The 23,846-nt window shown below is 54.7% G+C and carries 20 protein-coding genes and 1 pseudogene; 14 read left to right on the top strand and 7 right to left on the bottom strand.

The features are described from left to right. From CHB83_RS21110 to CHB83_RS21080, 7 genes are all read left to right on the top strand, one after another. Positions 1-1,557 carry a RagB/SusD family nutrient uptake outer membrane protein gene (locus CHB83_RS21110; RefSeq protein WP_089334151.1) on the top strand — a complete coding sequence of 519 codons (1,557 nt, stop codon included), beginning with the start codon at positions 1-3 and terminating at the stop codon, positions 1,555-1,557. 69 nt (positions 1,558-1,626) lie between these two features. After that, entirely contained in the window at positions 1,627-2,448 is an 822-nt protein-coding gene (locus CHB83_RS21105) for a PI-PLC domain-containing protein (protein ID WP_089334150.1), read from the top strand. Next, positions 2,429-3,967 (top strand): calcineurin-like phosphoesterase C-terminal domain-containing protein, encoded by a 1,539-nt coding sequence (locus CHB83_RS21100; RefSeq protein ID WP_089334149.1) that lies wholly within the window; start codon positions 2,429-2,431, stop codon positions 3,965-3,967. Before CHB83_RS21105 ends, CHB83_RS21100 begins: the two co-directional genes overlap by 20 nt. A 2-nt stretch (positions 3,968-3,969) precedes the next feature. Further along, positions 3,970-5,193, top strand: coding sequence for an alkaline phosphatase (locus CHB83_RS21095; protein ID WP_089334148.1), 1,224 nt, complete (start codon positions 3,970-3,972; stop codon positions 5,191-5,193). A gap of 413 nt (positions 5,194-5,606) precedes the next feature. Then, the gene (locus CHB83_RS21090) at positions 5,607-5,867 is read left to right on the top strand and encodes an AbrB/MazE/SpoVT family DNA-binding domain-containing protein (protein WP_089334147.1); all 261 of its coding nucleotides are present in this window, start codon (positions 5,607-5,609) and stop codon (positions 5,865-5,867) included. Next, entirely contained in the window at positions 5,855-6,187 is a 333-nt protein-coding gene (locus CHB83_RS21085; RefSeq protein ID WP_089334146.1) for a type II toxin-antitoxin system PemK/MazF family toxin, read from the top strand. Before CHB83_RS21090 ends, CHB83_RS21085 begins: the two co-directional genes overlap by 13 nt. Before the next feature lie 830 nt (positions 6,188-7,017). Next, the gene (locus CHB83_RS21080) at positions 7,018-7,998 is read left to right on the top strand and encodes a helix-turn-helix transcriptional regulator (RefSeq protein WP_089334145.1); all 981 of its coding nucleotides are present in this window, start codon (positions 7,018-7,020) and stop codon (positions 7,996-7,998) included. Positions 7,999-8,001: 3 nt separating this feature from the next. Here the strand turns inward: CHB83_RS21080 and CHB83_RS21075 are convergent, their stop codons facing one another. After that, positions 8,002-8,502, bottom strand: coding sequence for a cupin domain-containing protein (locus CHB83_RS21075; RefSeq protein WP_089334144.1), 501 nt, complete (start codon positions 8,500-8,502; stop codon positions 8,002-8,004). Positions 8,503-8,691: 189 nt separating this feature from the next. Between CHB83_RS21075 and CHB83_RS21070 the strand changes: the two genes are divergently transcribed. Further along, the gene (locus CHB83_RS21070; RefSeq protein ID WP_245855403.1) at positions 8,692-9,687 is read left to right on the top strand and encodes an NAD(P)-dependent alcohol dehydrogenase; all 996 of its coding nucleotides are present in this window, start codon (positions 8,692-8,694) and stop codon (positions 9,685-9,687) included. A gap of 211 nt (positions 9,688-9,898) precedes the next feature. Here the strand turns inward: CHB83_RS21070 and CHB83_RS21065 are convergent, their stop codons facing one another. After that, positions 9,899-10,138: a nucleotidyl cyclase domain-containing protein gene (locus tag CHB83_RS21065; protein WP_179225594.1), complete on the bottom strand. Its 240-nt coding sequence runs from the start codon at positions 10,136-10,138 to the stop codon at positions 9,899-9,901. Between the two features lie 237 nt (positions 10,139-10,375). Between CHB83_RS21065 and CHB83_RS24150 the strand changes: the two genes are divergently transcribed. The 4 genes from CHB83_RS24150 (at position 10,376) to CHB83_RS21040 (ending at position 14,138) form a co-directional block, all read left to right on the top strand. Next, positions 10,376-11,101 carry a winged helix-turn-helix domain-containing protein gene (locus tag CHB83_RS24150; protein ID WP_245855402.1) on the top strand — a complete coding sequence of 242 codons (726 nt, stop codon included), beginning with the start codon at positions 10,376-10,378 and terminating at the stop codon, positions 11,099-11,101. Positions 11,102-11,258: 157 nt separating this feature from the next. Continuing rightward, positions 11,259-11,675, top strand: a complete 417-nt coding sequence (locus CHB83_RS21050; RefSeq protein WP_055562991.1) for a hypothetical protein — start codon at positions 11,259-11,261, stop codon at positions 11,673-11,675. A 1,503-nt stretch (positions 11,676-13,178) separates the two neighbouring features. After that, complete coding sequence (locus CHB83_RS23645) at positions 13,179-13,463, top strand: hypothetical protein (protein ID WP_143437229.1); 285 nt, start codon at positions 13,179-13,181, stop codon at positions 13,461-13,463. A gap of 105 nt (positions 13,464-13,568) precedes the next feature. After that, a complete protein-coding gene (locus CHB83_RS21040; RefSeq protein WP_089334140.1) occupies positions 13,569-14,138 on the top strand; it encodes a hypothetical protein in 570 nt (189 codons plus the stop codon). A 753-nt stretch (positions 14,139-14,891) separates the two neighbouring features. Here CHB83_RS21040 and CHB83_RS21035 read toward each other — a convergent pair. The 3 genes from CHB83_RS21035 to CHB83_RS21025 all read right to left on the bottom strand — a co-directional run bounded on the left by CHB83_RS21035 (position 14,892) and on the right by CHB83_RS21025 (position 17,500). Next, positions 14,892-15,770 (bottom strand): NmrA/HSCARG family protein, encoded by an 879-nt coding sequence (locus CHB83_RS21035; protein ID WP_179225593.1) that lies wholly within the window; start codon positions 15,768-15,770, stop codon positions 14,892-14,894. Between the two features lie 94 nt (positions 15,771-15,864). Beyond that, on the bottom strand, positions 15,865-16,446 hold the full coding sequence (locus CHB83_RS21030) for a Crp/Fnr family transcriptional regulator (protein WP_089334138.1): 582 nt from the start codon (positions 16,444-16,446) through the stop codon (positions 15,865-15,867). Between the two features lie 394 nt (positions 16,447-16,840). Beyond that, a complete protein-coding gene (locus CHB83_RS21025) occupies positions 16,841-17,500 on the bottom strand; it encodes a hypothetical protein (RefSeq protein ID WP_089334137.1) in 660 nt (219 codons plus the stop codon). A 407-nt stretch (positions 17,501-17,907) separates the two neighbouring features. Between CHB83_RS21025 and CHB83_RS21020 the strand changes: the two genes are divergently transcribed. Then, complete coding sequence (locus CHB83_RS21020) at positions 17,908-18,405, top strand: hypothetical protein (protein WP_143437228.1); 498 nt, start codon at positions 17,908-17,910, stop codon at positions 18,403-18,405. 231 nt (positions 18,406-18,636) lie between these two features. Here CHB83_RS21020 and CHB83_RS21015 read toward each other — a convergent pair. After that, a pseudogene (locus CHB83_RS21015) lies at positions 18,637-19,329 on the bottom strand (SDR family oxidoreductase); the annotation flags it as partial. Between the two features lie 204 nt (positions 19,330-19,533). On the opposite strand from CHB83_RS21015, the gene CHB83_RS21010 reads away from it, so the two are divergent. Continuing rightward, entirely contained in the window at positions 19,534-19,902 is a 369-nt protein-coding gene (locus CHB83_RS21010) for a winged helix-turn-helix transcriptional regulator (RefSeq protein ID WP_045690629.1), read from the top strand. 832 nt (positions 19,903-20,734) lie between these two features. On the opposite strand, the gene CHB83_RS21005 is transcribed toward CHB83_RS21010, so the two are convergent. Continuing rightward, positions 20,735-23,608, bottom strand: a complete 2,874-nt coding sequence (locus tag CHB83_RS21005; RefSeq protein WP_089334135.1) for a glycoside hydrolase family 31 protein — start codon at positions 23,606-23,608, stop codon at positions 20,735-20,737. Positions 23,609-23,846: the final 238 nt, after the last annotated feature.

Here is a 23,846-nt window from a genome sequence, read left to right as displayed (position 1 = left end):
ATGAAATACCCCGCGCTTCTTTTCACGGCCCTACTGCTGGGCGCTGCCACCGGCTGCCAGGACGACTTCACCGACCTCACGCCCCAGGGCACCATTACCTACGCCAACTTCTGGAAAACCGACGCGGATGCGGTAGCCGCCTCCAATGCCCTGTACGGCTACATGAACAACGACGACATGTTCGGCCGGGGATTCTTCTGGCTCATCAACGCCTCCGACGACATGGTGACGGGGCGCGTGCGGGCCACGGCCGCCAACGTGCGCAACTTCACGGCCACCGGCGACGAAGGCGACACCAATAAGATGTACGGCTACTCCTACCGGGTTATCCGCCGGGCCAACGAGATTCTGAAGAACCTGCCGGCCATGAGCATCGACGAGAAGCTTAAAAACCGGGTGCTGGGAGAAGCCTACTTCATGCGGGCCTTTTCTTACTTCCACATTGCCACTCGCTACGGCGACCAGCGCGCCGGCGTGCCCCTGGTGACGGTGGACAACATGGACCAGAACAGCTTCCCCCGGCCCGTGAGCGTGGTAGCCAACTACGAACTCATGGAGCAGGACCTGAAAAAGGCCGCCGAGCTGCTTCCACTGGTGACGGCCTACTCGGGGGCGGAGCTAGGCCACGCCCACAAGGACGCGGCCCTGGCCTACCTAGCTAAAACCTATGTGTTTTGGGCCCAGTACGACAAAAGCAAGTGGGCCTTGGCTGAGCAGGCCGCCGAGGCCGTGACCAAATCCGGCTCGGGGCGAGCCCTCATCAACACGGGCAAGCCCAAGGAAGACTTCCACTCGGTGTTTACCATCCAAAACAACTGGTCCAGTGAGTACATCTGGTCGGTAGTATCGGGCCGGCAGGACGGTAGTATTCTGCCCGGCGTGCTGCTCGAAAACAAGGGCTGGGGCAAATACAACGGCTGGGGCTATTTCCAACCCACGTTGGATCTGTACGAGTCCTTTGAGGTCGGCGACCCGCGCCGGGAGGCCACCATCCTTTCCTTTGGCGACGAGTTTACCTATCTGGGGCAGAAGCAGAAATACTCCTCCACTAATTCGCTGACCGGCTTTCAATTCAGCAAGTACATGGAGCCCTACACCTACCCGGCCACGGAGCACCTGAACGCCAACGGCGACAAGCCCACTACCGATTTGAACGTGCCGCTGATGCGCTACGCCGAGGTGCTGCTGCTCCAGGCCGAAGCCCAGATTATGCAGGGTAAAAGCGGCGACCAGGCCCTTAACCTGGTGCGCCGCCGGGCCGGCCTGCCCGCGCTGACCGGCGCTACCCTGGCCGACCTCAAGCGGGAGCGGCGCTCGGAGCTGGCTGGTGAGTTTGCCGACCGCCACGCCGACCTCGTGCGCTGGGGCGATGCCCAGGCCGCTTACGCCAAAGCCCAGCGCGGGCGCGAATACGCCGACAAGTCCAACCCGGCCTCGACCTATAAGGTGGTGGAAGTGTGGCCGGCCCGCACGTTTAACCCCGCCGTGCACCACGTGTGGCCCATTCCGCCTATCGACCTGAACAATTCCAAAATTGCCCAAAACCAGGGCTGGTAATTTCTCGCGCCCGTCTCTTACTTCACAGCCTGCTGGTTGGGGGTGAAGAGGCGGGCCTTCGTGTTTTTCATGCGCAATTCGTTTCGCTACGCAGCCGCAATTCTGTTGCTGGCTTCCGTTACAAAGGCCCAGGCCCAAACGCCCCGCTTCCAACCGGCCCAGCCCCTGGAACAAGGGCACTCCCACAACGACTACTGGCGGCCCCATCCCTTAACGGATGCTTTGCAATTGGGCTTTAAAAGCGTGGAGGCCGATATTTTCCTGGTTGACTCCACCTTGCAGGTAGGGCACGAGCGTGCCGCGCTAAACCCAGCGCGCACCCTGCAAACCCTCTACCTGGACTCCTTGCAGCAGTTGCGCGCCGCGGGCCAGCTGTACACCCGGCCCGCAGAGCTATGGCTGTTCGTGGACTTCAAAACGGCCGGCCCGGCGACCTACGCGCAGTTGCGGCGCGTGCTAGGCCGGTACCGCGACCTGCTCGTTACGCCTCGGCAGGCCCAGCCCGGCGGGGTGCGCGTCATTCTGACCGGCAGCTACCCCCGCCCCGAGGTGCTGGCCGACCCGGACCGGCTGGTGTTTCTGGACGGGCAGCTTTCTGATCTACAGCCTCAGCTGGCCGCCAGCATTCCTACCGTGAATGGCGACTGGCAGCAGAGTTTTCGTTGGGATGGAACCGGAAAAATACCTACCCCCGAGGCCGCCCGCTTGAAACAGCTTAGCCAGCAAGCTCTCAAAAATGGGCAGAAAGTGCGTTTCTGGAACCTGCCGGCCAGCACCGCCGCCCAGCGGCGGGCGGTGTGGCGGGAGCTGTTGCACTACCCAGGTCTGCTGGTTGGGGCCGATGAATTACGTGAGCTTAAGCAAGTAATTGATGCGCAACAGCTTCGTTAGCTATGCCTTGCCTATGTTGTTCGGGCTGCTGATGGCCGGCCGGGACCTGGCATATGGCCAACGCTTCACGCCGCACACCGTGGTTGGTACTGTCTTCGCCGACCAGAACGGCAACGGCCAACGCGAGTCCTCCGAAGCTGGGGTAGCCGGCGTACTGGTGTCCAACGGCGTCGAGATAGTGCCCACTGACCGTAAGGGCCGCTACCGCCTGAGTACCCGGCCCGGTCGCCTGATTTTTGTGGTAAAGCCCCGCGACTATGCGCCCGCGCAACCCACTAGTTGGTACTACCAGCCTACTGCGGCTTCCCACCAGACCGCGGATTTCGCGCTTCAGCCCGCCCCGGAGAAAAACGCCTACGACGTGGTGTTGCTCGGGGATATACAGGCTGGCAGCCAGGACGACCTCTACCACTTCAACCACCTAGTAACCGAGGAGCTCTACGACGACCCTTACGCCTTTGCCCTCACCCTGGGCGATATTACTTTCGATGAACTGGGCGTGTACCCCAAAACCAAGGCCAGCCTCGCGGCTCTGGGCAAGCCGGTATATGCCGTATTCGGTAATCACGATCAGAACTACGAGGTACAGGATGCTCTCTACGCCGACTCCACCTATCAACGCTACTTTGGACCTTCCTACTACGCCCTGCAACACGGCCAGGCGCATTTTGTGGTGCTCAACGACGTGGCCTATCTGGGCCAGAAGAAGTACGAAGGCCGCATATCAAGCGAGCAGCTGAATTTCCTGACCAACTACCTGCGGCACTCCGACCCTGAGCAACTGCACGTGCTGGCTATGCACATTCCCCTAGCCGAGGTAGTCAATAAAGCCGATCTGCTGCGCGTGCTGGCCGGGCATTCCAATGTTGCGTTCATCTCAGCCCACGAGCACCGCAACCGGCGGGAGTACCACCTGCAACCGACGGGACCAGCCTGGCAAGAAATAGTGGTAGGTGCAACCTGCGGCAGCTGGTGGCAGGGAGAGCACGACATCTTTGGGATTCCCTCGGCCCTAATGAATTGTGGGGCGCCCAAGGGCTACTGGAAGATGCAAGTAGGCGAGCATAGTGACTACCAGCTAGCTTATAAAGCCTCTCAATACCCTGCTACCTTCCAAATGAGCGTATGGACGCCGGAAGATTCCGAGTGGGACCCGGCCCAGAACTTGCCCGCCGACTCTACCCGTAGCGTAGCTATGATCAACGTGTTTGCCGGTTCCCCGAAAACTCGTGTCGAGTTTCGCCTCAACGACGGCGCGTGGCAACCAGCCTACCCCGTGATGACCCCCGACCCGTACGTGGCTCGCCTCTACCAACTTCAGCAACGCCGGGTGTACCCTTCGGCCAAAGCCTCCGCCCTAGCGGGTAAGGCCGAGCCCAGTCCCCACCTCTGGCGCGCCCGCCTGCCTAGTGGCCTGCCAGTGGGTACCCATAAAATTGAAGTACGCGCCACCGACCCCTGCGGCCTCAATGCCCGGGCCTACCGCGTGCTCACTGTTCACCCTTCTTCGCTGCGCTAAGTATGTCCTCTTCCTTGCCGTTTTCTCTGTTGCTGCTGGGTGGCCTAGGTCTGGTTTCCTGTGCCCGCCCCCAGGTTTCAACTCCGACTCGCAGTGTAGTAATTGAAGCTCTCAAGCAGCAACCCGATGTAGCACTCGCGTCGGAAGTACCCCTCGAAAAGCGCGAGTACGGGCCGGGCAAACCGTACGCTGTGCCGACCCTGACGCCTTACGCCGGCCCGCGCAAGCCCCTTAAGAATATCATTTTGCTAATTGGCGACGGCATGGGCCCGGCCCAGGTTACGGGCGGTCTGATTGCTAACCGCGGTCAGCTCTATTTGCAGCAGGCCCAAGCCACGGGGCTTTCCATCACGGCCAACCAGTACGGCAAGATTACCGACTCGGCGGCCAGTGCCACGGCCATGGCCACGGGGCACAAAACCTATAACGGCGCCATCGGCATGGACTCGTTGGGGCATTCGTTTCGGTCCATCATGTGGGACGCCCGCGCCCAGGGCAAATCCACGGGCCTGGTGGTAGCCTGTGAACTGCCCGATGCCACGCCCGCCTGCTTTGCCGTGAACCACCCCAACCGCCAGGACCTGGAAATTATTGCCAGAAAGTTCCTAGAAGCCCCCATTGACTTTATGTACGGGGGCGGCCTGAAGTTCTTTACCCAGCGCCAGGACCGGGTAGATCTGCTGGCGCAGTGGCGGGCCAAGGGTTACCAGGTAGCTACTACCCCCCAACAGGCCCGCGCCCTCACCAGCCCCAAAGCCGTTGCCCTGCTCGCCGACAACGGCCCGACCCGCATGCCCGCTCGCACAGCGGCCTACATGGAGTTAGGTTTCGACAAAGCCCTGGAGCTGCTGGGCAAAAACGAAAAGGGCTTTTTCCTGATGGTGGAAGGCTCGCAGATTGACGATGCGGGCCACTTCAATGATACCTCTTATAATGTGCAGGAAGTCCTGGATTTTGACCAGCAGGTAGGCAAGGCCTTTCGGTTCGCAGCCCAGAACGGGGAAACCCTTGTAATCGTCACGGCTGACCACGAAACCGGAGGCTACAGCGTAGTGGGCGGCAGCAGCCAGACAGGGAAGGTATCGGGCCGCTTCACTACTACCCATCACTCAGCGGTAGTGGTGCCCGTTTTCGCCTACGGCAATGGCAGCGAGTTATTTACAGGCTTGTACGAGAATACAGAAATCTACCACCGCCTTAAGCAGGTGATGAGCCCGCATAATTAACAAGATAGCGTTCTGAGGACAAGCCGTTAGCTGCTTTCAAAGTGTCCTTGTTGGTGATGCCGATTTTAGGAAGAAAGGCGCATCGGGCAGCTCGCGTAAGGTAAAGAAGCTAACTTGTGCCTTGTTGTTGAGTTTCTCCCCTATGCGGAAAATCAGCTTTCAAATTAGCGAGCTGAGGTTGATGTCAATGCTAATCGTGTAGCCTGCGTTGGAGTACTGTAGCGTATTTACGCTGGGTACCCCAGCCGAGGGGGCTAGAGCAACGGGGTATGGTTTTGCTTGCGGTAGTTCAGGTAGCGAAAAGGTATTCTTAGTATTAAGGCCTGGTCCTGTCTCAGTATCGACCTGGTAACTTGAGAATTAAACTAATACCGTTAAGTAAATGTAAGTACATTGTACATACATTTACGCTCATGAACACGCGCCTGATTCGAGTGGGCAATTCCCAGGGAATTGTGCTGCCTAAGAAGTTACTGCAACAGTACCACCTTAGCGGTGAGGTAGATTTGCAGCCCACGCCCGAAGGCTTGCTTATCAAGCCCGTAGTAAAGCCCTGCCGTCAAGGGTGGGACGAGCGTTTTCAGCAGGCCATTGCCCAAGGCCAGGCCCCGGAGGGCGAGCTACTGGAGGGTTTCTCAGATGAGACCTTTGAGGAAACAGAATGGCAGTGGTAGCTGTGCAACGCTTTGAGGTATGGCTTGTCAACCTCGACCCAACTCAGGGCAGCGAAATCAACAAGACCCGCCCCTGCGTGGTGCTATCCCCCGACGAGATGAACCGCTACCTGCGCACCGTAACTATTGCGGCCCTGACTAGCACCCGGCGCGACTACCCCTCCCGGGTGGATTGCACCTTTCAGAGCAAGGAAGGCCAGGTAGCGCTCGACCACATCCGTTCCGTCGATAAAACTCGCCTGGTACGCCGTTTGGGCGTGCTATCTAAGTCCACGGCGCAGGAGGTGTGCGACCGACTACAGGAGATATTTCAATACTAATGCTACAGCGCCTCACTTAGCAGCCAAAGCTATTAGTGATTGAAAATAACCTCTCTGTAACGCTAAGATATAGGCGTCAATGGCTGCCTAGTGATACTTTGCTCGGTTATCGAATGGGCTTATGAATTAGATAATGTCTTTACGACTTTGAGTTGCTGAATCCATGCCTAGCGCACATTCTCGGCTGCTCACCAGAGCAAATGCTGGCGCAACCCTACTTCGACGTCCTACCGGAGCCAACCACGTTATTATGCTCCTATGCACGGAAGCCAGACAGATAACCTGCCTGGCTGAATAGGTACCGATGTGAACGAGTAGATGAAGTTTCGCCGGAAAGTGCAGACTCTCAATGCGGAGCCTACCACTAGCAATCAGCAGTTGCACGAGGCCAACACGTGCCTGCTGCATACCACCTTGTTTCTCTTCTTGAGTAGTGCCTTAGAACCTAGCGGCTGCATAAAGCACGTAGTTCGTTACTTAGAAAGCTTTGTATCCTTCCTACTCCGCATAGCGCTACCAACATCTGTCTCTGTAACCGGCACACACTGTTCGTGCTCACCGCTTGACGAGCCAAGACTTCCCTCCTCTTTGCTCTACCTGGAACTCTTCCGTCAAGTATAAGCGCTGGACATGCTCTTAAAACGTCTCCTCCACCATTATCTTCTTCAGAAAGGGCCCAGGATTTTGAAACATCTGTTTCACCCAAAATTGGGTTGATTTGTTGCGAAGACCTCGACCCAAGCATGCCTTCAGCAACGCCGGGCCAAGGTCTTCGCGCAGCTCTCCTTACGTCCCTTATCCACTGACACCCGCTTAGCTCTCTACCCGGCATGACGTTCCGTTTTGTTGCGACGCCCGATTTCGACTTTCTAACCCAGTTTGCGCAGCACCTGCAGGTGCCCGTGCACGATGGGCAGGTTTCCTTACCCGAGCACCTGGGCTCGGGCTACGTCCGCAAGCTGCAGTTCGGAGTCGATTTCAAACTCACCGTGCACCGGTACGAGCTGCGCGAAGACCTCGTCGTCCAGCGCCAGGCGGCTGGTAGCAGCAGCGACCAGATAACCATCTTCTTTTACAACAACGAGCAGCCGCTCGACATTGCTTTCGCCGACCACCCGCAGGTGCGGTTTTCCCAGCGCGACGAGTCGGCCGTGCAGCTCACCTCCAACGACCTGAGCTCCACCATCCGTTTTCCAGCCCGGCACACCGTGCATTACCTGGTGGTAGCCCTCAAGACGCCGCGGCTAAAGGCCCTGCTGGCCGGCAACGAGCCCCACGCGGTGCTCAACGCCCTGACAGCCGACGGCGGCTCCTTTTTGTTCTTCGACAGCATGTCGGCCGAAGCCAAGCTGCTGCTCAAGAATATCACCGACGTCAACCAGCACGACGGGCTAAGCCATTTCTACATCCAGGTGAAAGTGCAGGAATTGCTCTACCTGGTGTTTCGCAAGCTGCTGCTGCGTGAATCGGCTCCGCACCAACCCATCAACAGCGCCGACGCGGAGCGGCTGCTGCAGGTGCACGAGCAGCTGCTCACCGACCTGAGCACGCCGCCGGTGCTGCGGGAGCTGGCCCAGCAAGCGGCTATGAGCGAAACCAAGCTCAAGCAGCTGTTCAAGCAAACCTTCGGCAACTCGGTGTACACCTACTTCCAGCAGGCGCGCATGAAAGAAGCAGCTTTCCTCTTGAAGCAGGGGCAGCGCTCCGTGGCCGAGGTGGGCTACGAACTAGGTTTTTCCAACTTGAGTCATTTCAGCCGGCTGTTCGAGAAGCACTACGGCCTCAACCCCAAGCGCTACGCGCAGTCGTAGGCGCTAGCCGAGGTAGTTTGGCGGAAACACTTGCTGCCCGTAGTCCCGGGCCAGGGCCTGGATGCGCTGAATAGCTTCGGGGTCGAGCACCGGCGGCGGCAGAAACTGGCCTACGGCTACCGGCTGGCCTATGTGCTGGAAAAACTCTTCCAGCCCCGCCGGCACCACCGTGCACAGCAGCCGGGCCGGCCGGTCGCTCTTGTTTTTGAAGCCGTGCACCACGCCGCCCTTCGGAATGCGCACGAAGGAGCCGGCGGTGGCTACGTACGTGCCGAACTCGGACTTGACCTCCACTTCCCCTTCTACTATGAAGAAAGTCTCCTCGATATCGGCGTGGGCGTGGGGACCAGGGCCGCCGCCGGGCGGCACCAGCATGTCGATGGTCGCGTAGGCACCGGCCGTATCCTTACCAGCGGCCAGAATGCGGTAGTTGCTGCCCATGACGGCCAACGTCTGGCCCTGCTGGGGGCCCAGGATGGCGGGGGCTGATTTGTGCGTGTCCATTATCGTGTAGCGAAAAGTGTGCGGCAAAGGTGGGCGCCGGTACCCACGCTCGCCACTCCGAAGCGGCGCGAAAACAGTCCGATCCGGCAGCCAAGTCGTGCTGCCGGATCGGACTGTTTTTGCGCCGTTTTGCGCTACCGGCCGCGGTGGTTGCCCCTGCACCTTTGCTCAGCGACTTTCTTCAACCCCATGCCGCAGCAAAGCAAAACCTGGCTCCTGCGGCTCCTTTACCCCAGCAACCCCATGCGTAAAGTAATGTATGACCGTTTTGGCGACGAACAGGTGCTGGCGGTGCGCGAGCAGCCCACCCCCACCATTGCCTCGAATCAGCTGCTGATTCAGGTAAAAGCCGCTTCCATCAACCCCCTCGATTGGAAGATTTACCGCGGCGAGATGAAACTTATGTCGGGCTCAACATTTCCGAAAGGCGTCGGTATCGACTTTGCTGGCATCGTATCCCAGGTGGGCGCCGGTGTCACGGGTTACCGATCTGGCGACGCGGTATTCGGCTTTCTGGAGGTCTTCACCGGCGGAGCCCTGGCCGAGTACGTGGTGGTTACCGAAGCAACCATTGCTCCCAAGCCGGCCAACATTTCATTTGACCAGGCCGCGGCCCTGCCGGTCACGGGCTTGGCCGCCCTGCAGATTGTCGACCAGCTGGCGGCAGTGGGCCCCGGCCAGGAGGTGCTCATCAACGGTGCCAGCGGCGGCGTGGGCCTGTTTGCTGTCCAGCTGGCCAAACAGCGCGGCGCCCGCGTAACGGCCGTAGCCGGCCCGGCGGGGCTGCTCCGCGCCACCCAACTAGGCGCCGATGCGGTGGTGGACTACACCAAGCAGCGCCTCAGCCAGTTGCCGCAGCGCTTCGACGTCATCATCGACCTATCGGACAAGCTGGCCTTCAAAGCGGCTCGGCCGCTAATGAAACCCCGGGCCACGTTTGTCAGCATGCTGCCCTCACCGCTGGGGCTGGTCGGGGCGTTTTTCCACAACCTGTTTTCGGGCCGGAAACACCAGATTCTCATTCTAAAGCCCACCGCCGCGGGCCTTCGCGTCCTGGCCGCCCTGACCGAGCAGCAACTGCAAATCCCGGTGGAAAAGGTGTATGACCTGGCCAGCGTCCAACAGGCTTACCAGGAAACCAGCCAGGGCAAGATCAAGGGCAAGGTGGTCGTAGTAATCGACTAACAGTCAACTTATTTCCGGACAAGGTAGGGTAAGCGGTTAATTTAAACGGCCGTCATCGTACACCACGCTTTGACAGTATGGCCCTTAAACACGTTGACCATTTTTAAGGCTTATACAGTCTTTCTTTTGTCAAGTACTGCTTCTTCAAGTAACCAAAACAACTCGGTGTAGAGGGGCAGAGGGCTTTTTGCACGTCAAGCACGGCTGTAGGCTAGGCCTTGTCACGTAGTACCAGTTGGCCGCGCCGGGCAAACTGGCCAGCCGGTTGCGGCTCCAACTGCTGATAGAGAACTTCCGATATTAGCAACTGGCTTCCTAGCGCGTTGCACTGGGCTTGAATGCGGGCGGTGGTGTTGAGCACATCCCCGTGGTATACCAATTCGTTGTGGGCCCTACCCACTAGGACTGTCTTGACGGGGCCACCGTGCGCGGCCGCTGTGAAAGTCGGCACCACCTAGTACCCCTGTTGGTAATACTTTGCCCGTGCCTGAATGCAGCGCTGCATCTCAAAAAAGCAGCGCAAGCAGTTGGCGTAGGTGAGCCCAGACTGGCCTACCCACGTGACAACCACCTCATCGCCGACGTAGGTTTCTCGGGCCGTTGGATGTACCTGGGGGTGCAGTGTATCTTGGCCCTCTGCTGGCCCTGGCACCAGATGGTGTCCAGTGGGCCTGCTGTTTACGTGCATATGCTGGAATTCACGAGTATCCGGGCTTTCTACGAGTTTTTGCAAGCCCCGCCGCCACCCGATGATGACTTCGCCGTCCGGCGGCTGGAGGATGCCCAGCGGCTCGTCAACAAAGTAAGTGCCCCAGCATTTCGGCACTGCTTTTACGTCATTGCGCTGCACCTGACGGGCAACGTCGCCTACCACGCCGGCAGCGCGCAGCGCTACCTCGACGGGCCCTTTGTCTTCTTCAGCCGGCCCTACCAGCTCACGTCCTGGGAATTGCCCACCGACGCGGTCTTGCACGGCTTCCACCTGATGTTCGCCGAAAGCTTCCTGCGTCGTTACCCCGCGCTGGCCGGGCTGGTCGGCAAGCTGCCCTACCTGCAGGTGGGCAAAGCCGTGCCCTTTGCCATCGAGCCCGCCGACGTAATCCTGCTGACCAGTATCTACCAGCAGATCATTGAGGAGTGCTACGGGGGCAAGCCCGACCGCTTTGACCTGATTGCCACGTATCTGCAGACCCTGCTGTTTCAGGTGCGGCGCCTGTACGATAAGGCTACTGCCGGCACGGAACCGGCCCATACGGCGGCGGGCTCCGCCGACGAGGCCTTGGTGGGCCGGTGCCGTAGTCTGGATGTATACATTACCCGGTTGCGTCGCTACCTGACGGCTGACGAGCAGGTACAAATTGTGAATATCCGGGGCGTCGGGTACAAATTGATGCTTGAATCCAACGGTTGCTGAGCCTATAACAGCTGGATCACACGTGTAACTTCCCTTGCTTATGTTGTTCGATGCCTTGCGTTAAACGAAACGTTGAACGTCCCGAGAAGGCTGGCTGGATGCCATGGCAAACTACGCGCTTTCTTGTTTCGTAACCGGTTTCACGCCTTCTTTCCCAATGCCGCTTACCTCACACTCCATTTACTTCGAAAACCCCGTTGGCCGGCTCAGTGAGCATACCCAAGGGTATGCCATCGTCCACTACAAACCCGGTAAACGGGTGTTCAGCGAATTCCAGGCCTTGCTCACCCACCTGAGTCATCTGCTGCAGCGCCGTGGGTGGCATAAGGTGCTTTCCGATCAGCGCGCCTTGGCGCCCTTCACCGAGCAGGAGCAAGCGTATGTCCGGGCGCGGTGGCAAGAGGCTGCTCCCAGTAGCCATCACGAGCGGCTCGTGGCGGTCTTATTACCCCATGACGTCTTCGCCCGCCTCTCCGCCCACCTCGTGCTCAATGATGCCCACGAAGGCGACGTGACCTATCGTATATTTGAGGATGAACTAGCTGCTGGCGCGTGGCTACGGCAAGCCCCGTAAGCCAGTGTAGGCAGCTTACGGCAGTGGTTGTTAGACGTAACACGACCAGGGCGCAGAAGTAGGTACCAACCTACACTCGACCATTATATGGAAGCGGACTAATTTTGAGCACGTCAACCACAGGATACGTGTATGTGAACGTCACTCGGTTTTCACTACTGATAAAGTCACACGTGTCTATGTGGTTGATAATTACAGAGGAAAACCATTTCGTGTCTTCAGGATCCATTTCGCAGATAATGCGAGCAGGAGCTATTATCAAGTTTCTGTACCGAGCACCCGGATAATTTATCCTGCCAAATAAAGTATCCCCTTGCAAGAAATAAACGTCTTTAGTTGTTCTCACATTTGCATCAAACCGAAACGCTTTAGCATTCTTTATTTATATTTTCCCATTACATACTATTGTATCTGTTTTGATAAAATATAAATATGTGTCGGCAGAACTGTTGTGCAGTAAATAGCCATCGAGGACTTTTATATTGCTCGTAGACGTATTCTCGTCTTTGGTACAATAGGAGAGCAAGGCACAAGCGATGAGAAGGAGTGACTTCTTCACGTGCATAGCATTGAAGAGATACGGGCTAACCGTGTATTGATTTGCGCATCGTGTGTCACGTAAGGTAAAACAGCAGGGGGAAATAAGCTTGACGGCCACCGCTCGTGAATCGCTACGTAGCACGTACACCACTTGGGAAGCGTGAGGCTTACCGCACCGGCCGCAGGGAGTAAGTTGCTAACATACCGGTTATAGGCTTTCCCCTTACGTCAGTATTTGCAAACAACTATTTTCTTGTCCTGAATTCTACTCTTTTTGTACATATAAAACATACACAAGCCTTTATGCAACCCGCTAGTCCAACAGCGTTTCAAAATCATGCTATCATCTGTTAATAGCTTAATATGATAATCATCTCCTAAGAAATTTACGATACTATCATTTTTAATGGCGAAGGTATCTGGATTAAATTTTACATCAGTAAAACACCCTCTGTCAATAACTTTAAATGGATCCTCATATAGATAATGAACTATCTTGTTAGGTTTTTTTAAAAAGATACAATACTCTGGATCGGGATTTAGCAAAGTTTTAGTTGGTATTGAATCACCTTGGTAAATTAAATCCCAATATTTACCAGGCTCAGATCCGGCCAATCTGCTTTCGACAGTATCGGTGTTTTTACAGGCTGTAACGCTTGTTATCAATAACATAAATATGATTATTCTATATAGCTTCATACTTCAATCTTTTACTGGCACTGCGCGGGACGGGTGAGTGGCCTTGGTTAAACGGTTGTCACAAAGGGTAAACGAGCGGGTCGACCAGGGGCTACCACCGGAAGCCAAAAGAGTCGAGCGTATGTTATAAGGGATGACAGGTACCCTAAGAAGACAGCTACAATAGTAGTGCTAAGCACGAATTTACAACTTGTATAAGAATAAGTAGCGGAAAGAAGCGATGTTAGGGCCTCGGTATAAGCCAACTCCGCAGCACCGTATCACATGAACTCATCCTATCTGCTACTGGTCATCTTTTTGTTCACGGCTTGTACCACGCCGCGAAGTACCCGACAATCAGCCCCCGTGTATCCTTGGTTCCCTTTCACCTGGTATCGGGCAACGATTGCGGGCAGGTCGTTTGATAAAGCGGCCATCATGGTGCCCGTAAAAATTAATGATTTACCCGGCAATTTCGTTACGCAGTTCGATTTAGGTAGTGGTACTACTTTTCTCTATGAAGAGACGATTAAGAGCTATTTTCCGTCGCGCACGCAGCTCTACGCCTAGGTTGACACGACGCAGCGAGGAACAACTGACGCGGGGTATGTCCACTATGCCACGCATGGCTTGCCCTTCACCCTAGGAAGGGTAACTATCCCTGCCCCTCGGCTAATGACCCGTCAGGGCGAACCAGTCGCGCCCGATTCGCTACGCTCCCGGCCGCACAAGCTGGTTGGCACGATTGGAACTGATTTTCTAGACCACAAAGTGTTGGTCATTGATTATCCCCGTCAACGGATGTGTGTACTGGATTCCGTCGATGTGTATTGGCGTGCTCGGACAACGTTCGTAGCTGGCCGGACAAAGAACAACCGGCTCAGTATCCCCCTCACGATTAACCAACACGTTTATTGGGCCTTATTCGATACTGGAGCCAGTCTGTTCCCTATTAGCACGGACTATTCTACCTGGCAACGTCTGGTTGTCGCAGGAGCTAAGGTAGATACCTTGCAAGGCAAGTCTTGGGGCGAGAAAGTATCTTTTTTCGGGGCACCGATGCGCTATGACGCTTATTTGGGAAGCGTGAGGCTGCCAAAGGCAAGCGCCTGGTTCACCCGTAACCAACGCCTCCTCAACTTTAATAAAAGCGAACAGGTGAATGCGTTGACAGGCAACGCGTTTTTTCTACAGAACGTCGTGCTACTAGATTTCGCCTACGCACGAATCGGCGTAGTAAAGTAGGTTTATCCCCCAGTGTTGTAAGAAGGCCAACTTGCACGGCGAGTTCAACTTTTCCGACGAGGCGCTAGAAGACTCGCTTCTCTTCAATATTGAGGCCCTTTTTGCCATCTAGTGGGAGCCCCTGGCCGACCCGTTTGTTTACCCTTTGTACCAACCGTTTAACCAACGCTACTAGTGAGGCCCTGATTAAAAGTTTGGTACAACTGGTACATGAGTTCAAGGCACAGGGATAGATGTTGTTAAACAAATAGGGAAAACCTACGGCTCAAGGGCCCAGGAGTCAGCTTTTCTAGCTTAGTACATTGTTAATCAATCAAATGCATGATATAACAGTGTGGGCGATAGGCTAAATGTTCGTTTTCGCTACTCCCTGTCAATGGCCTTAAGGAGCGTGTAAAAGCATCGTTCCTTGCTACCCTTACAACGCATTTATGCCTTATCGGCAGCATTCAAGCTGCTTTGCTTCCAAATCGGGGATTTCCCCTATCTGTTAATAACACCCAACCTTCTGCAACAGCCACGACCACTTAACTGAACTCTGGCCACCAGCTGGGAATAAATGCAGTAGCAGGTTGAAATTACTTCCAACCTGTTACTGCGTTCCGTACTACTATCGATCCGGCACCCTCCCTTGTAGCATCCTTATCTCTACTACCGAGTTGAGGCGAGTCTAATTGCTAGGTGGTATGAACTACCGGTCGCCTGCTTTTACACCCCTTGCCGACTTTAAAAAACAATACCTAGTTCTTCTTACTAGCAGGATGCTTTGATCCATTCCTTGAGCGGGGTGAAGGGCTCCGTGGCAATTTCTGTAGCCGATTGAACTTGCCCTTCGGAATTGGGACCCATATACGTGTAGGCCTCCATATAGCCGAGCAACTGCGCCACGGCTTCTGCGCCCTCAAAGAAGTTAGCAAATGCCTCGGCCGGAACCTGGTAAAACGTATAGTCTTTCCCGTTGGCTTTGAACGCCTCCACCACATCATGGAAGCTATTGACTTCGGCCGCCAGGGATAAGTACGTTCCATTTCCCACCTTCTCGGGGTGTAAAAACGCGCCGGCGACCACCTTTCCCAAGTCATGGATGTCGGCCATGTGCAGTACTTTCTTGGTTGGATCAATAGGTAAGGTCCAGCCGATAGAGCCATCCTGTTGCTGGTGCGGGGCCGTGTGGCCGTGGAAGTTTTGAAAATAAAAAGGCGGCTGCACGAAGGTATACTGCGCAAATCCCGCATTTTTAACCACCTCATCAACGGTTGCTTTTCCCGTAAACTGAGGAACGGTAAACTGCCCGTCACTGATTTTCTCCACGTTTGGCAGCGTGGACCAAATGAAGTGCTGCACCTGCGCGTTTTGGGCGGCTTCAACCGCCAGGGTCCCTTGTGCCAGCTCATCGGCTCCTTCCCAAAAGTTAGTGACCACAAATACCCCGTACGCCCCCCGGAATGCAGTGGTCATCGATGCAAGGTCCGTCAAATCCCCCTGCACTACTTCGTGCGCCTTGCCTTGATAGGTAGTAGGGTTTCGGGTAACGGCCCGAATGGTGAAAGACCCCTCCTTCACTAGTGCATTGACAACGCCCGTTCCCTGCAGACCAGTCGCGCCGACTACGGCAATTATTTTCTTTTCCACCTTGGTTGTTTTTAAAGAGTACCAGTGCCACAAAGGTGGAGGCGCTAGCCTGCGGTAGCCTATAAGGTAGCTTAAGAAAGAGGCTTAAGATAGCTTAAGAGCCGACCATCTTTTTCCGAATAGTGCTCAGAAATTCGGGCGTTACCCCCAGATAGGAGGCAATTTGCACGTTCGATACCCGCTGCAGGAACTGCGGATATCGTTTCAAAAAGTCGAGATACCGCTCCTCAGCAGTGAAGCTGATGTTTTGCAGGATTCTTCGATGCGCATTGACTAGTGCGTTTTCCGTAAGGGTCCGAAAAATCCGGTTAAACGTGAGGCTATCATCAAAAAACTTGCTCTGGTCTTCTTTCTTTAATTGCAGGACGGTCGAATGTTCCAACGCTTCTATGTAGAGGCTACTCGGCTCTGCTGCGTAGAAACTGGCAATGTCCGTTATCCACCAGTTTTCGATGGCAAACTGTAGCGTATGTTCTTTGCCTTTCTCGTCTACTAAGTACATTCTAAAACAACCCGCCACTACGAACGTGTGGTGCTTGCATACGTCCCCTTTCTGCAGAATAAAATGCCTTCGTTTAACCTTTCGCTCCTGGAAAGCTGCTGCTACGATAGACTTTTCTGCTTCCGTTAAGGGAAGAACATGTTCGAAATAGTCTAGTAGGGGTTTTGTCGTCATTTGTCAAATTCGCTACAACCAGGAAATAACAGAAGGCCAGCTGTGACGTACGCTTCCGTCCGCGGCCAAGTAGCGCAGGCACTAGCTCGTCCGAGAGCTCACGCTGGCCTGCGAAGTGCAGTGAAACAGGTGAACCTAGTGAACCGCACAAAGTAGATAACCCGTCACATCGTGAGCAACCGTTTGGAATAAATAAGGTTGCTCAGCGCCTAGGCATCTCCAACGTCACGCTCTATACATACCTGCGCCATCGAGGCATTGTCATTCACAATCATCGGATAGCCGCCGCAGCCAAGTCGACCGATTGAGCCTTGTACCTACCTGTTACTCAAATTCCTTAACGTGCTAGTTTGTCCATTTTCTGACATTACATCTTATGCAGAGCCTGTGGTTCTTATTCTTTGTAAGAGGTGATAACATAAGTGCTATCGAGTTGCCTTTTGGTGAACCGGTTATTTGCAAACTGTAGCATGTAGTGCGCAGTTTTGGTACCTACTAGCCACTCGAAGTCCTTTCCTGCTTTCGTATCAGGCTTTTCAATCATTTCACTAGCTACGGTTTGTTGGCGAAACGTGGATGAGGTCTGTTGTACTGACGTGAACTCATCGATAGCCCCGGCTCCATCGTAGTGGAACGCCAGTACTACATTCGTAAGCCATCGGTTTTCAGGTGTGAATAGGAGCAGGTGCAACTTGCCTGAGATACCGTCAAAATCTGATATGGCTGCTACGACTTCAGCACGGTTAAGCCCTAGTGCAAACGTGCGATAGCGGTAATAAATGGTTGCCCTATCAAAGTCGGCACTCCCGGTCATAATGTGCTTTATGAGCGTGCTGTCGGCGCGCGGGAGAGTCCGTAAACTGTCTAGAAAAGAGGCGTTATCGAGCCGTGTAAGCTGATAGCTGACAGGCTGAAAAGGAATAGTCGGAGCTGGCGCAATTGTCGTGGCGTGCTCTGCCTGTTGTTGGGTACACGAACCGGCTGCAAACAGCAGGAAACCAAAAAAGTAAAGGTGCTTGGCCTGATGATAAAGCGAAGCAACATTGTGTTTCATACGGAGGTATTGAGGTAGAAGGCCTGTGGCACGATCATAAGACAGCCATCTTACTTTTAAATATTTGACTCCTTTGAGTGAACGCCTGGCAACTGGCCGGCACTCGATAGCTAACCGGCCCTGGTGGCAGGAATGAGTTAACGAGAGCCTGGTCCCCAGTAAAGTACCAAGCCGAGCGCAACGACCAGCAGAGACCGAAACCTAGTACTTTTCCTAGGTGGCGCGTATAACTTCCATTATGTTACTGACTGAAGTATAGAAAGTTCTGCCGTTACTTAATATCCTTCATTCTGTGTTTTTTTCTATGTTTTTTAACCCTTTTCCCTTCTACGGAACCGTCTCACTTCCTGAAGTGCTTACAACAAGTTATTCATTGGACAAGACAGCGTGCTACCGCCAGTGAAGAGGTGATTGGAAACTACGGAACGCTGTTTCGGCAATTTAATCCACTGGTAGATGATCGACCATTGTACACGCTTGACCAAGGCTATGCCATGTGGAATGTGGATCCTTATCACGTAGCGTATTTTACCCAAGCCCTCCACTTAGCCCTACAGCAGCGGACCCAACTCGTTGGCCAGCCAACCGCTCCTATGGTCGATCTTTCACGTTGGGGACGTATTCTATGTTTCTCAACCCTGCTCACCACGCATGACGGCATCACGCTTGCAGAAAGTAATTGCTTTCTGGATGAAAGCGATGTACCACCAATTGACACGTGGTTTTATCTGGAGAACAATTTCTTAGACGCAGAGCGGCCAACGTTGTTTTGCTGGATTCCCAAGCCCTTTGAGCCATTGATGGAAGCGGCCATGCAGGTCGAAATGATGCAGAGCTACGTGTGGTTAGGCGTAGCGGCCCCGCACTTCTACCATCAGCTTCTAGCCAAGCTGCCCCACTTGTAAGCATTGTCTCATGTACGAAAGCAATATCATAAATCCCGCAAAGGGACCATCCTAAAAGAAGAAAAAGTGTAAGCCAATACCTAGGGTAGTATTTGCATAAAGCACAGGAAAGCCATTAGCATCGCGCCAATGGCTTTTCTGTGCTTTATGCAAATACTTAAGTCAATATCTAAAACGTGCGTTGGCGACGATACAGCAAGGGAGTGGTTGCCCAACTATATGGTTATTAGCCTAAATCTGGCCCATGCCGCCATCCACAAATAGCTCGACTCCATTCACGAAGCTAGCCTCACCACAAGCCAAGAACAGGACGGCGGTAGCAACCTCCTGCGGACGACCCATTTCACCACGCGGAATCAGGGGAGCGATTTGCGCCTTAAAATCTGAGCCAGAAGCGGCCATTAGAGGTGTATCTATAGCGCCCGGACTCAGCAGGTTGACCCGAATGTGGCGATCCTGCAAGTCCACCAGCCAGCCCCGAACGAAGGCCCGGAGCGCGGCTTTACTGGCGCTGTACACGCTGTTGGCGGCATACCCTTTGATGGAGGCTATCGACCCATTGAGCACAATGGCGCCTCCCGCCGCGAACAAGGGCAAGGCTTTTTGCACCGTGAAGAGCGTACCGCGTACGTTCAGGTCAAAGATGGAATCGAAGAAGTCTTCGGTAATCTCCCCCAGTTTGCCAAAGCCGGCCGCCCCTGCACTGGCGAACAACACGTCAATTTTGCCTTTTTCCTGCTGCACCGTCTCATATAGGCGGTCAAGGTCGGCTAGGTTGGCCGCGTCGCCCAGCACCCCCGTCACGTTGCGGCCGATGATTCTCAAGGCTTCGTCGAGCTTCTCCTGAGTACGGCCGGTGATGAAGACGTAGGCTCCCTGGTCCACGAATAATTTGGCGGTGGCCAGCGCCATCCCCGACGTCCCCCCCCGTAATAACCGCTACTTTTCCCGTGAGCTTTTCCATGATTTCCGGTTGCTTGTTTGCATTATTCACGGTGCAAAACTCCGCCGCGTGACCAGAGCGGGCAAGTACGGAGGAGTTATTCAGCACCCGATACTTTTCGCGCATAGGGCGGTTTTAATCCCTATTCTCCTTTCCTGCCCTTTCTGCCTTAACTAGCTTCGCCGATGTACCAGAAGAAAATTGCTAACACGCTGAACTGCGGCTCCGTGCTCACCAAGGAAGTGCTGCACGGCAAATGGAAGTCCACCCTACTCGTGGGCATTGCCCAGGGCATCCAGCGGCCCAGTGCCATGCAACGCATGATTCCCAGCGCCAGCCGGCGCGTGCTCAACGTGCAGTTGAGCGAGTTGGAGTACCACGGCTTGGTTGGTAAAACCATCTTCCCCGAATTGCCACCCCGAGTAGAGTACCACCTCACGGACCTAGGACGGTCCCTGCTGCCGGTGATTGACGTGATGGAGCAATGGGGCAACGCTCACCGCACGGAGTTGGAACAGGTACTAGACGTGAGTTTAGCCAAATTGCCCAGTTAGCTCTTACCGAAGCCCATACCGAACAAGAAGATGGTTGTCGAGGAGATGGTGACCTTAAAGGGGTGAGATAGTCGAGTTAAGCAGGACAGTTTAGATCTGTCTTTTCCTCTTTTGATGTACAATTGTAACAGTGCATGAACAAGAGGCAAAGAGGTAAAGCTTGCCGTAACGCTTGGTTCATTGAGCGAGTATTCTTTACTCGCATCTCATCGGGGGCGGCTATAGTCCTAGTAGGCCGCGTTTGAACACAAATCAGTACCTCTGCTGCTAGCAAGCTAATTAAGAGAACGAATAGGATACCGTTCCGATTCATGTGAGAAGGACAGTACCCGAGTATCCAAATTAAACAAAAGGGGTTTGGCGAGAAAGCGCTGCCACGTTCCTCGGCGACGAATACCGTCTCTGTGCTATTTGACAGGAATGTAGTCTCCACTAACGCATTGATGAGTAAAGCAGTTGTGGAGGATGTGTCTGTTAAAAGCCAGGGCGTGTTGAACTATCAGGTGGCATTTGTGCCGTTGAAGCAAAACTCACATTCAGGACATTTCTTCCACTCGATTCGCTAATGGAGGATAAAGGGTGCGTCACTTGTATACATGCAGTGGGGCTTGTACAAAATAGGGTGTTATTCAGCCCGATTTACCCTGAGATTAACAGGGTAACAACTCGTCGAGCAGTTCACTATCGCGCAATTTTCAAGGCGAAATCGGTTTCTCCGGAATACCATGTGAAAGTTAATTTATTGGATATAAAAGCATTGCATATAGTCAAGTGAGAGCGAGTTTTTGCCCCGCCGTCTAACCTTTGTACCAACCTTTTACCAAGGCCGTGGTTAGTCCATCTTCACAGCCTGGGCAGCGCCGGAATACTGCACTGTTTTGGCAGGTGTAGCATCCGGGTTCCAGGCAACGGGCCGGGTCTGACTCACCCACACCACCCGAAACGTGCGCTGGGCCAACATGCCGGGGAACGTACCCTCCCGCTCACCGATGGTTAGCGTTTTGGCTTTCTCGTTGTAAGACAGTGGAATGGTAGAGAAAGCGCCCTTTTCATAGTTGTAGTTTACATTCTCATCCTCGTAGAGCGTAAACTGCCCGTCCTTACCGGTGTATACGTAGAGCGTCACCGGGTCAGCGGGCTTCTCGGTAGTGTATTGCATAGCGGGGCCGAAGGGCAGAATCGAGCCTTCGCGCACGTAGAGCGGCATGCGCTCCAGTGGGGCCTCTACCGTGAGAGTCTGGCCGCCTACCTGGTGCTGGCCTGAGTAGAAGTCAAACCAACCCGTACCCGCGGGCAGGTAGAGCGAGCGGCTACGGGCGCGGTAATCCGTCACGGGGTTTACCAGCAAACTCGGCCCAAACATAAATTGATTGCTGATATTGCGCACGCCAGCATCCCGCCCAAAGTCCATCACCAAGCCGCGCATGAGGGTGCCGTTCTGGTGGTGGGCCTGCCCCGCCAACGAGTAGATATACGGCATCAAACGGTAGCGCAATTGATTGTAGTAGAGCATACTCTGGTAGGCCGGATGCCCCTCGGGCGCGATGTTATAAACCTCGCGAAAGGGAAACTGCCCGTGCACCCGAAACAGCGGGCAAAAGGCCCCGTACTGGTACCAGCGCGCATTCAGCTCGCGCCACTCCTCTTGGTCTTGGGCTACCATCGGAGTTTTTTCGTAGCGATGCTCCACGGCAAAGCCACCAATATCGGAGGTCCAGTACGGAATGCCCGACATGGAGAAGTTCAAGCCCGCCGGAATCTGATTTTTAAAGTCTTCCCAGCGTGAGGCAATGTCGCCGCTCCAGATGGCGGCCGCGTAGCGTTGCGAGCCCGCGTAGCCCGAGCGCGTGAGCAGAAACACCCGCTGATTGGACTGGCTGCCGCGCTGACCTTCGTAGATGCCTTTGGCGTTTTGCAGCGGGAAGCCATTAAAATACAGAGTAGACGACCCCAGGTGAGTAGGCGTCATGAGCTGCTTGCGCGTTTCTACGTTGGTGTTGGAGTAGATATCGGGCTCAGATGCGTCCATCCACCACGCGTCAATGCCTTTGGTGAATAGCTTAGTATTGAGCAGATTCCAGAAGGCCTGCCGTGCCTGCGGGTTGAAGGCGTCGTAGAAAGTGGAGGTGTAGCCCTGGGCAATCCAATCGCGGGTGCGGTTGGCGATGTTGCGCTTGTAGAGGTAGCCTTTAGCTAGAAAGTCGTTGTAGTTCGGAATGCCCTCGTAAAACTTGGGCCACACCGAAAGCATGAAGTGCAGGTTCTGGTCGTGCAGGGTTTTGATCATGCCCTCGGGGTTGGGGAAGCGCACCGGGTCAAACGCCTGGCTGCCCCACTCAGCCTGCTTCCAATACGACCAGTCGAGCACAATATTGTCAATCGGAATCTGGCGCTTGCGAAACTCCACGGCCGCCGTCAGCACCTCGTCCTGCGTTTTGTACCGTTCCCGGCTTTGCCAGAAACCCATGGCCCACTTGGGCATAATTGGCGCTGGCCCCGTGATGGTGCGGTAGCCGCTAATGACCTCATCGGCCGTGCTACCCTGCACAAAGTAGTAGTTCAGGTCGCGGCCGGCTTCGGAGCGGAAACCATACTGCTGCTGGCTTGCCCCTACCAATGGGCTCAGCCACCGCAGTCCCAGGTAGGACTCGCTACCATCAGGGTCCCATTCTAGCCGGAGGCTGTATTTGCGGCTCTTTTCCAGCTGAATGGGCACCACGGAAGTACCGGGGTTCCAGGCCTGGCGCCACTTGTTTACGACCTCCTTACCGTCGATATACAGCTTGGCGTAGCCGGCGTTTTTCAGCCAGAAGTGGTGCAAGCCAGTAGTGCCCGACTCGATGCTACCCTCCCAGGTAGCCAGCACGTCGCCGAGCTTCACCGTGGCCGGGAAGTTTTTCTGGTCTTCTAGGTACTCGTAATTAATCACCGACTCGGGCCGCTGTACCACTACCTCGCTGGGCTTTTTCTTATTAACGTAGGTAGCAGTGAGCCAGCCTTCTTCGCCCGTCTTAGAGTAGAGCTTCAGTGTGGAAAGTGGCTCGTAGTCACGTGTATCACCAACTTTCGTGATAGAGTAATTATCCCAGAGCACGCCATAGTTCTTGCTCGACAATAGGAAGGGTACGGCTACGTCGGTATTGTTCTGAGCCAGTTCTACTTGCTGCCCTTTGTAGTTCATCACCCCGTTCTGGTGCTGCCCCAGGCCATACAGTGCCTCGTCGGTGGGCGACTCGAACTGTTGCGTGACTTCGTAAAAAGGCTGCCCGTCGGCCATGGTGAGCCGGAAGGTTTTGCCGCCAAAACTAGGTTCGCGCAGCAGCACCTGCCCTTGGGCATTGGTGAAAGTGATGGCGCCGGTAGGCAGCGCCACAGTAGCCGTGAGCGTGGGCGTACTGATGCTGGCTTGGTCTTTCTTGCTCTTGTACTGCCACTTGGTAGAGGTAGGCTTGTGCTCTACGGCCATCAGGCTTTTCACCGTCGATACCGTGTCGAGAGGGCTTGCCTGCACGTGCAGGATGTGCTCTTCAACCACTTGCAACCGAATGGTGCGAGCCTGGTGCGTGCTGCCGGGCGGTAGGTGCACGAGCATACCATCAGACAGTTTCTCCACGCGGGCTTGCTGAGCCTGGACCGTAGCCGTTGAAGCAAATGTCAATAAGCCACCCATGATAATACATGTGTCGATAGGGAATCTTCTGCGCATTCGATAGAGAGGGTTACCCGATATGAAAAGATGAAAATCAACAGCGGAGAAGTGTCGCGGTAATAGTTCACGTGGTAAAGCAACACTACTGCCTACTAAGAGAATAGTAAATTATCGATTCGTAAATTTATACCATAAAATTACACATATAAGCACTGCAGTAAACTATATAACAAATTATTGAATATTAGTACTTTGTGTATTTCAAGCACAACTGATTTCACAAAATATCGATTTT

Source organism: Hymenobacter mucosus (genome assembly GCF_900188255.1).
Taxonomy (GTDB): domain Bacteria; phylum Bacteroidota; class Bacteroidia; order Cytophagales; family Hymenobacteraceae; genus Hymenobacter; species Hymenobacter mucosus.
This window is presented reverse-complemented; position numbering and strand designations above follow the sequence as displayed.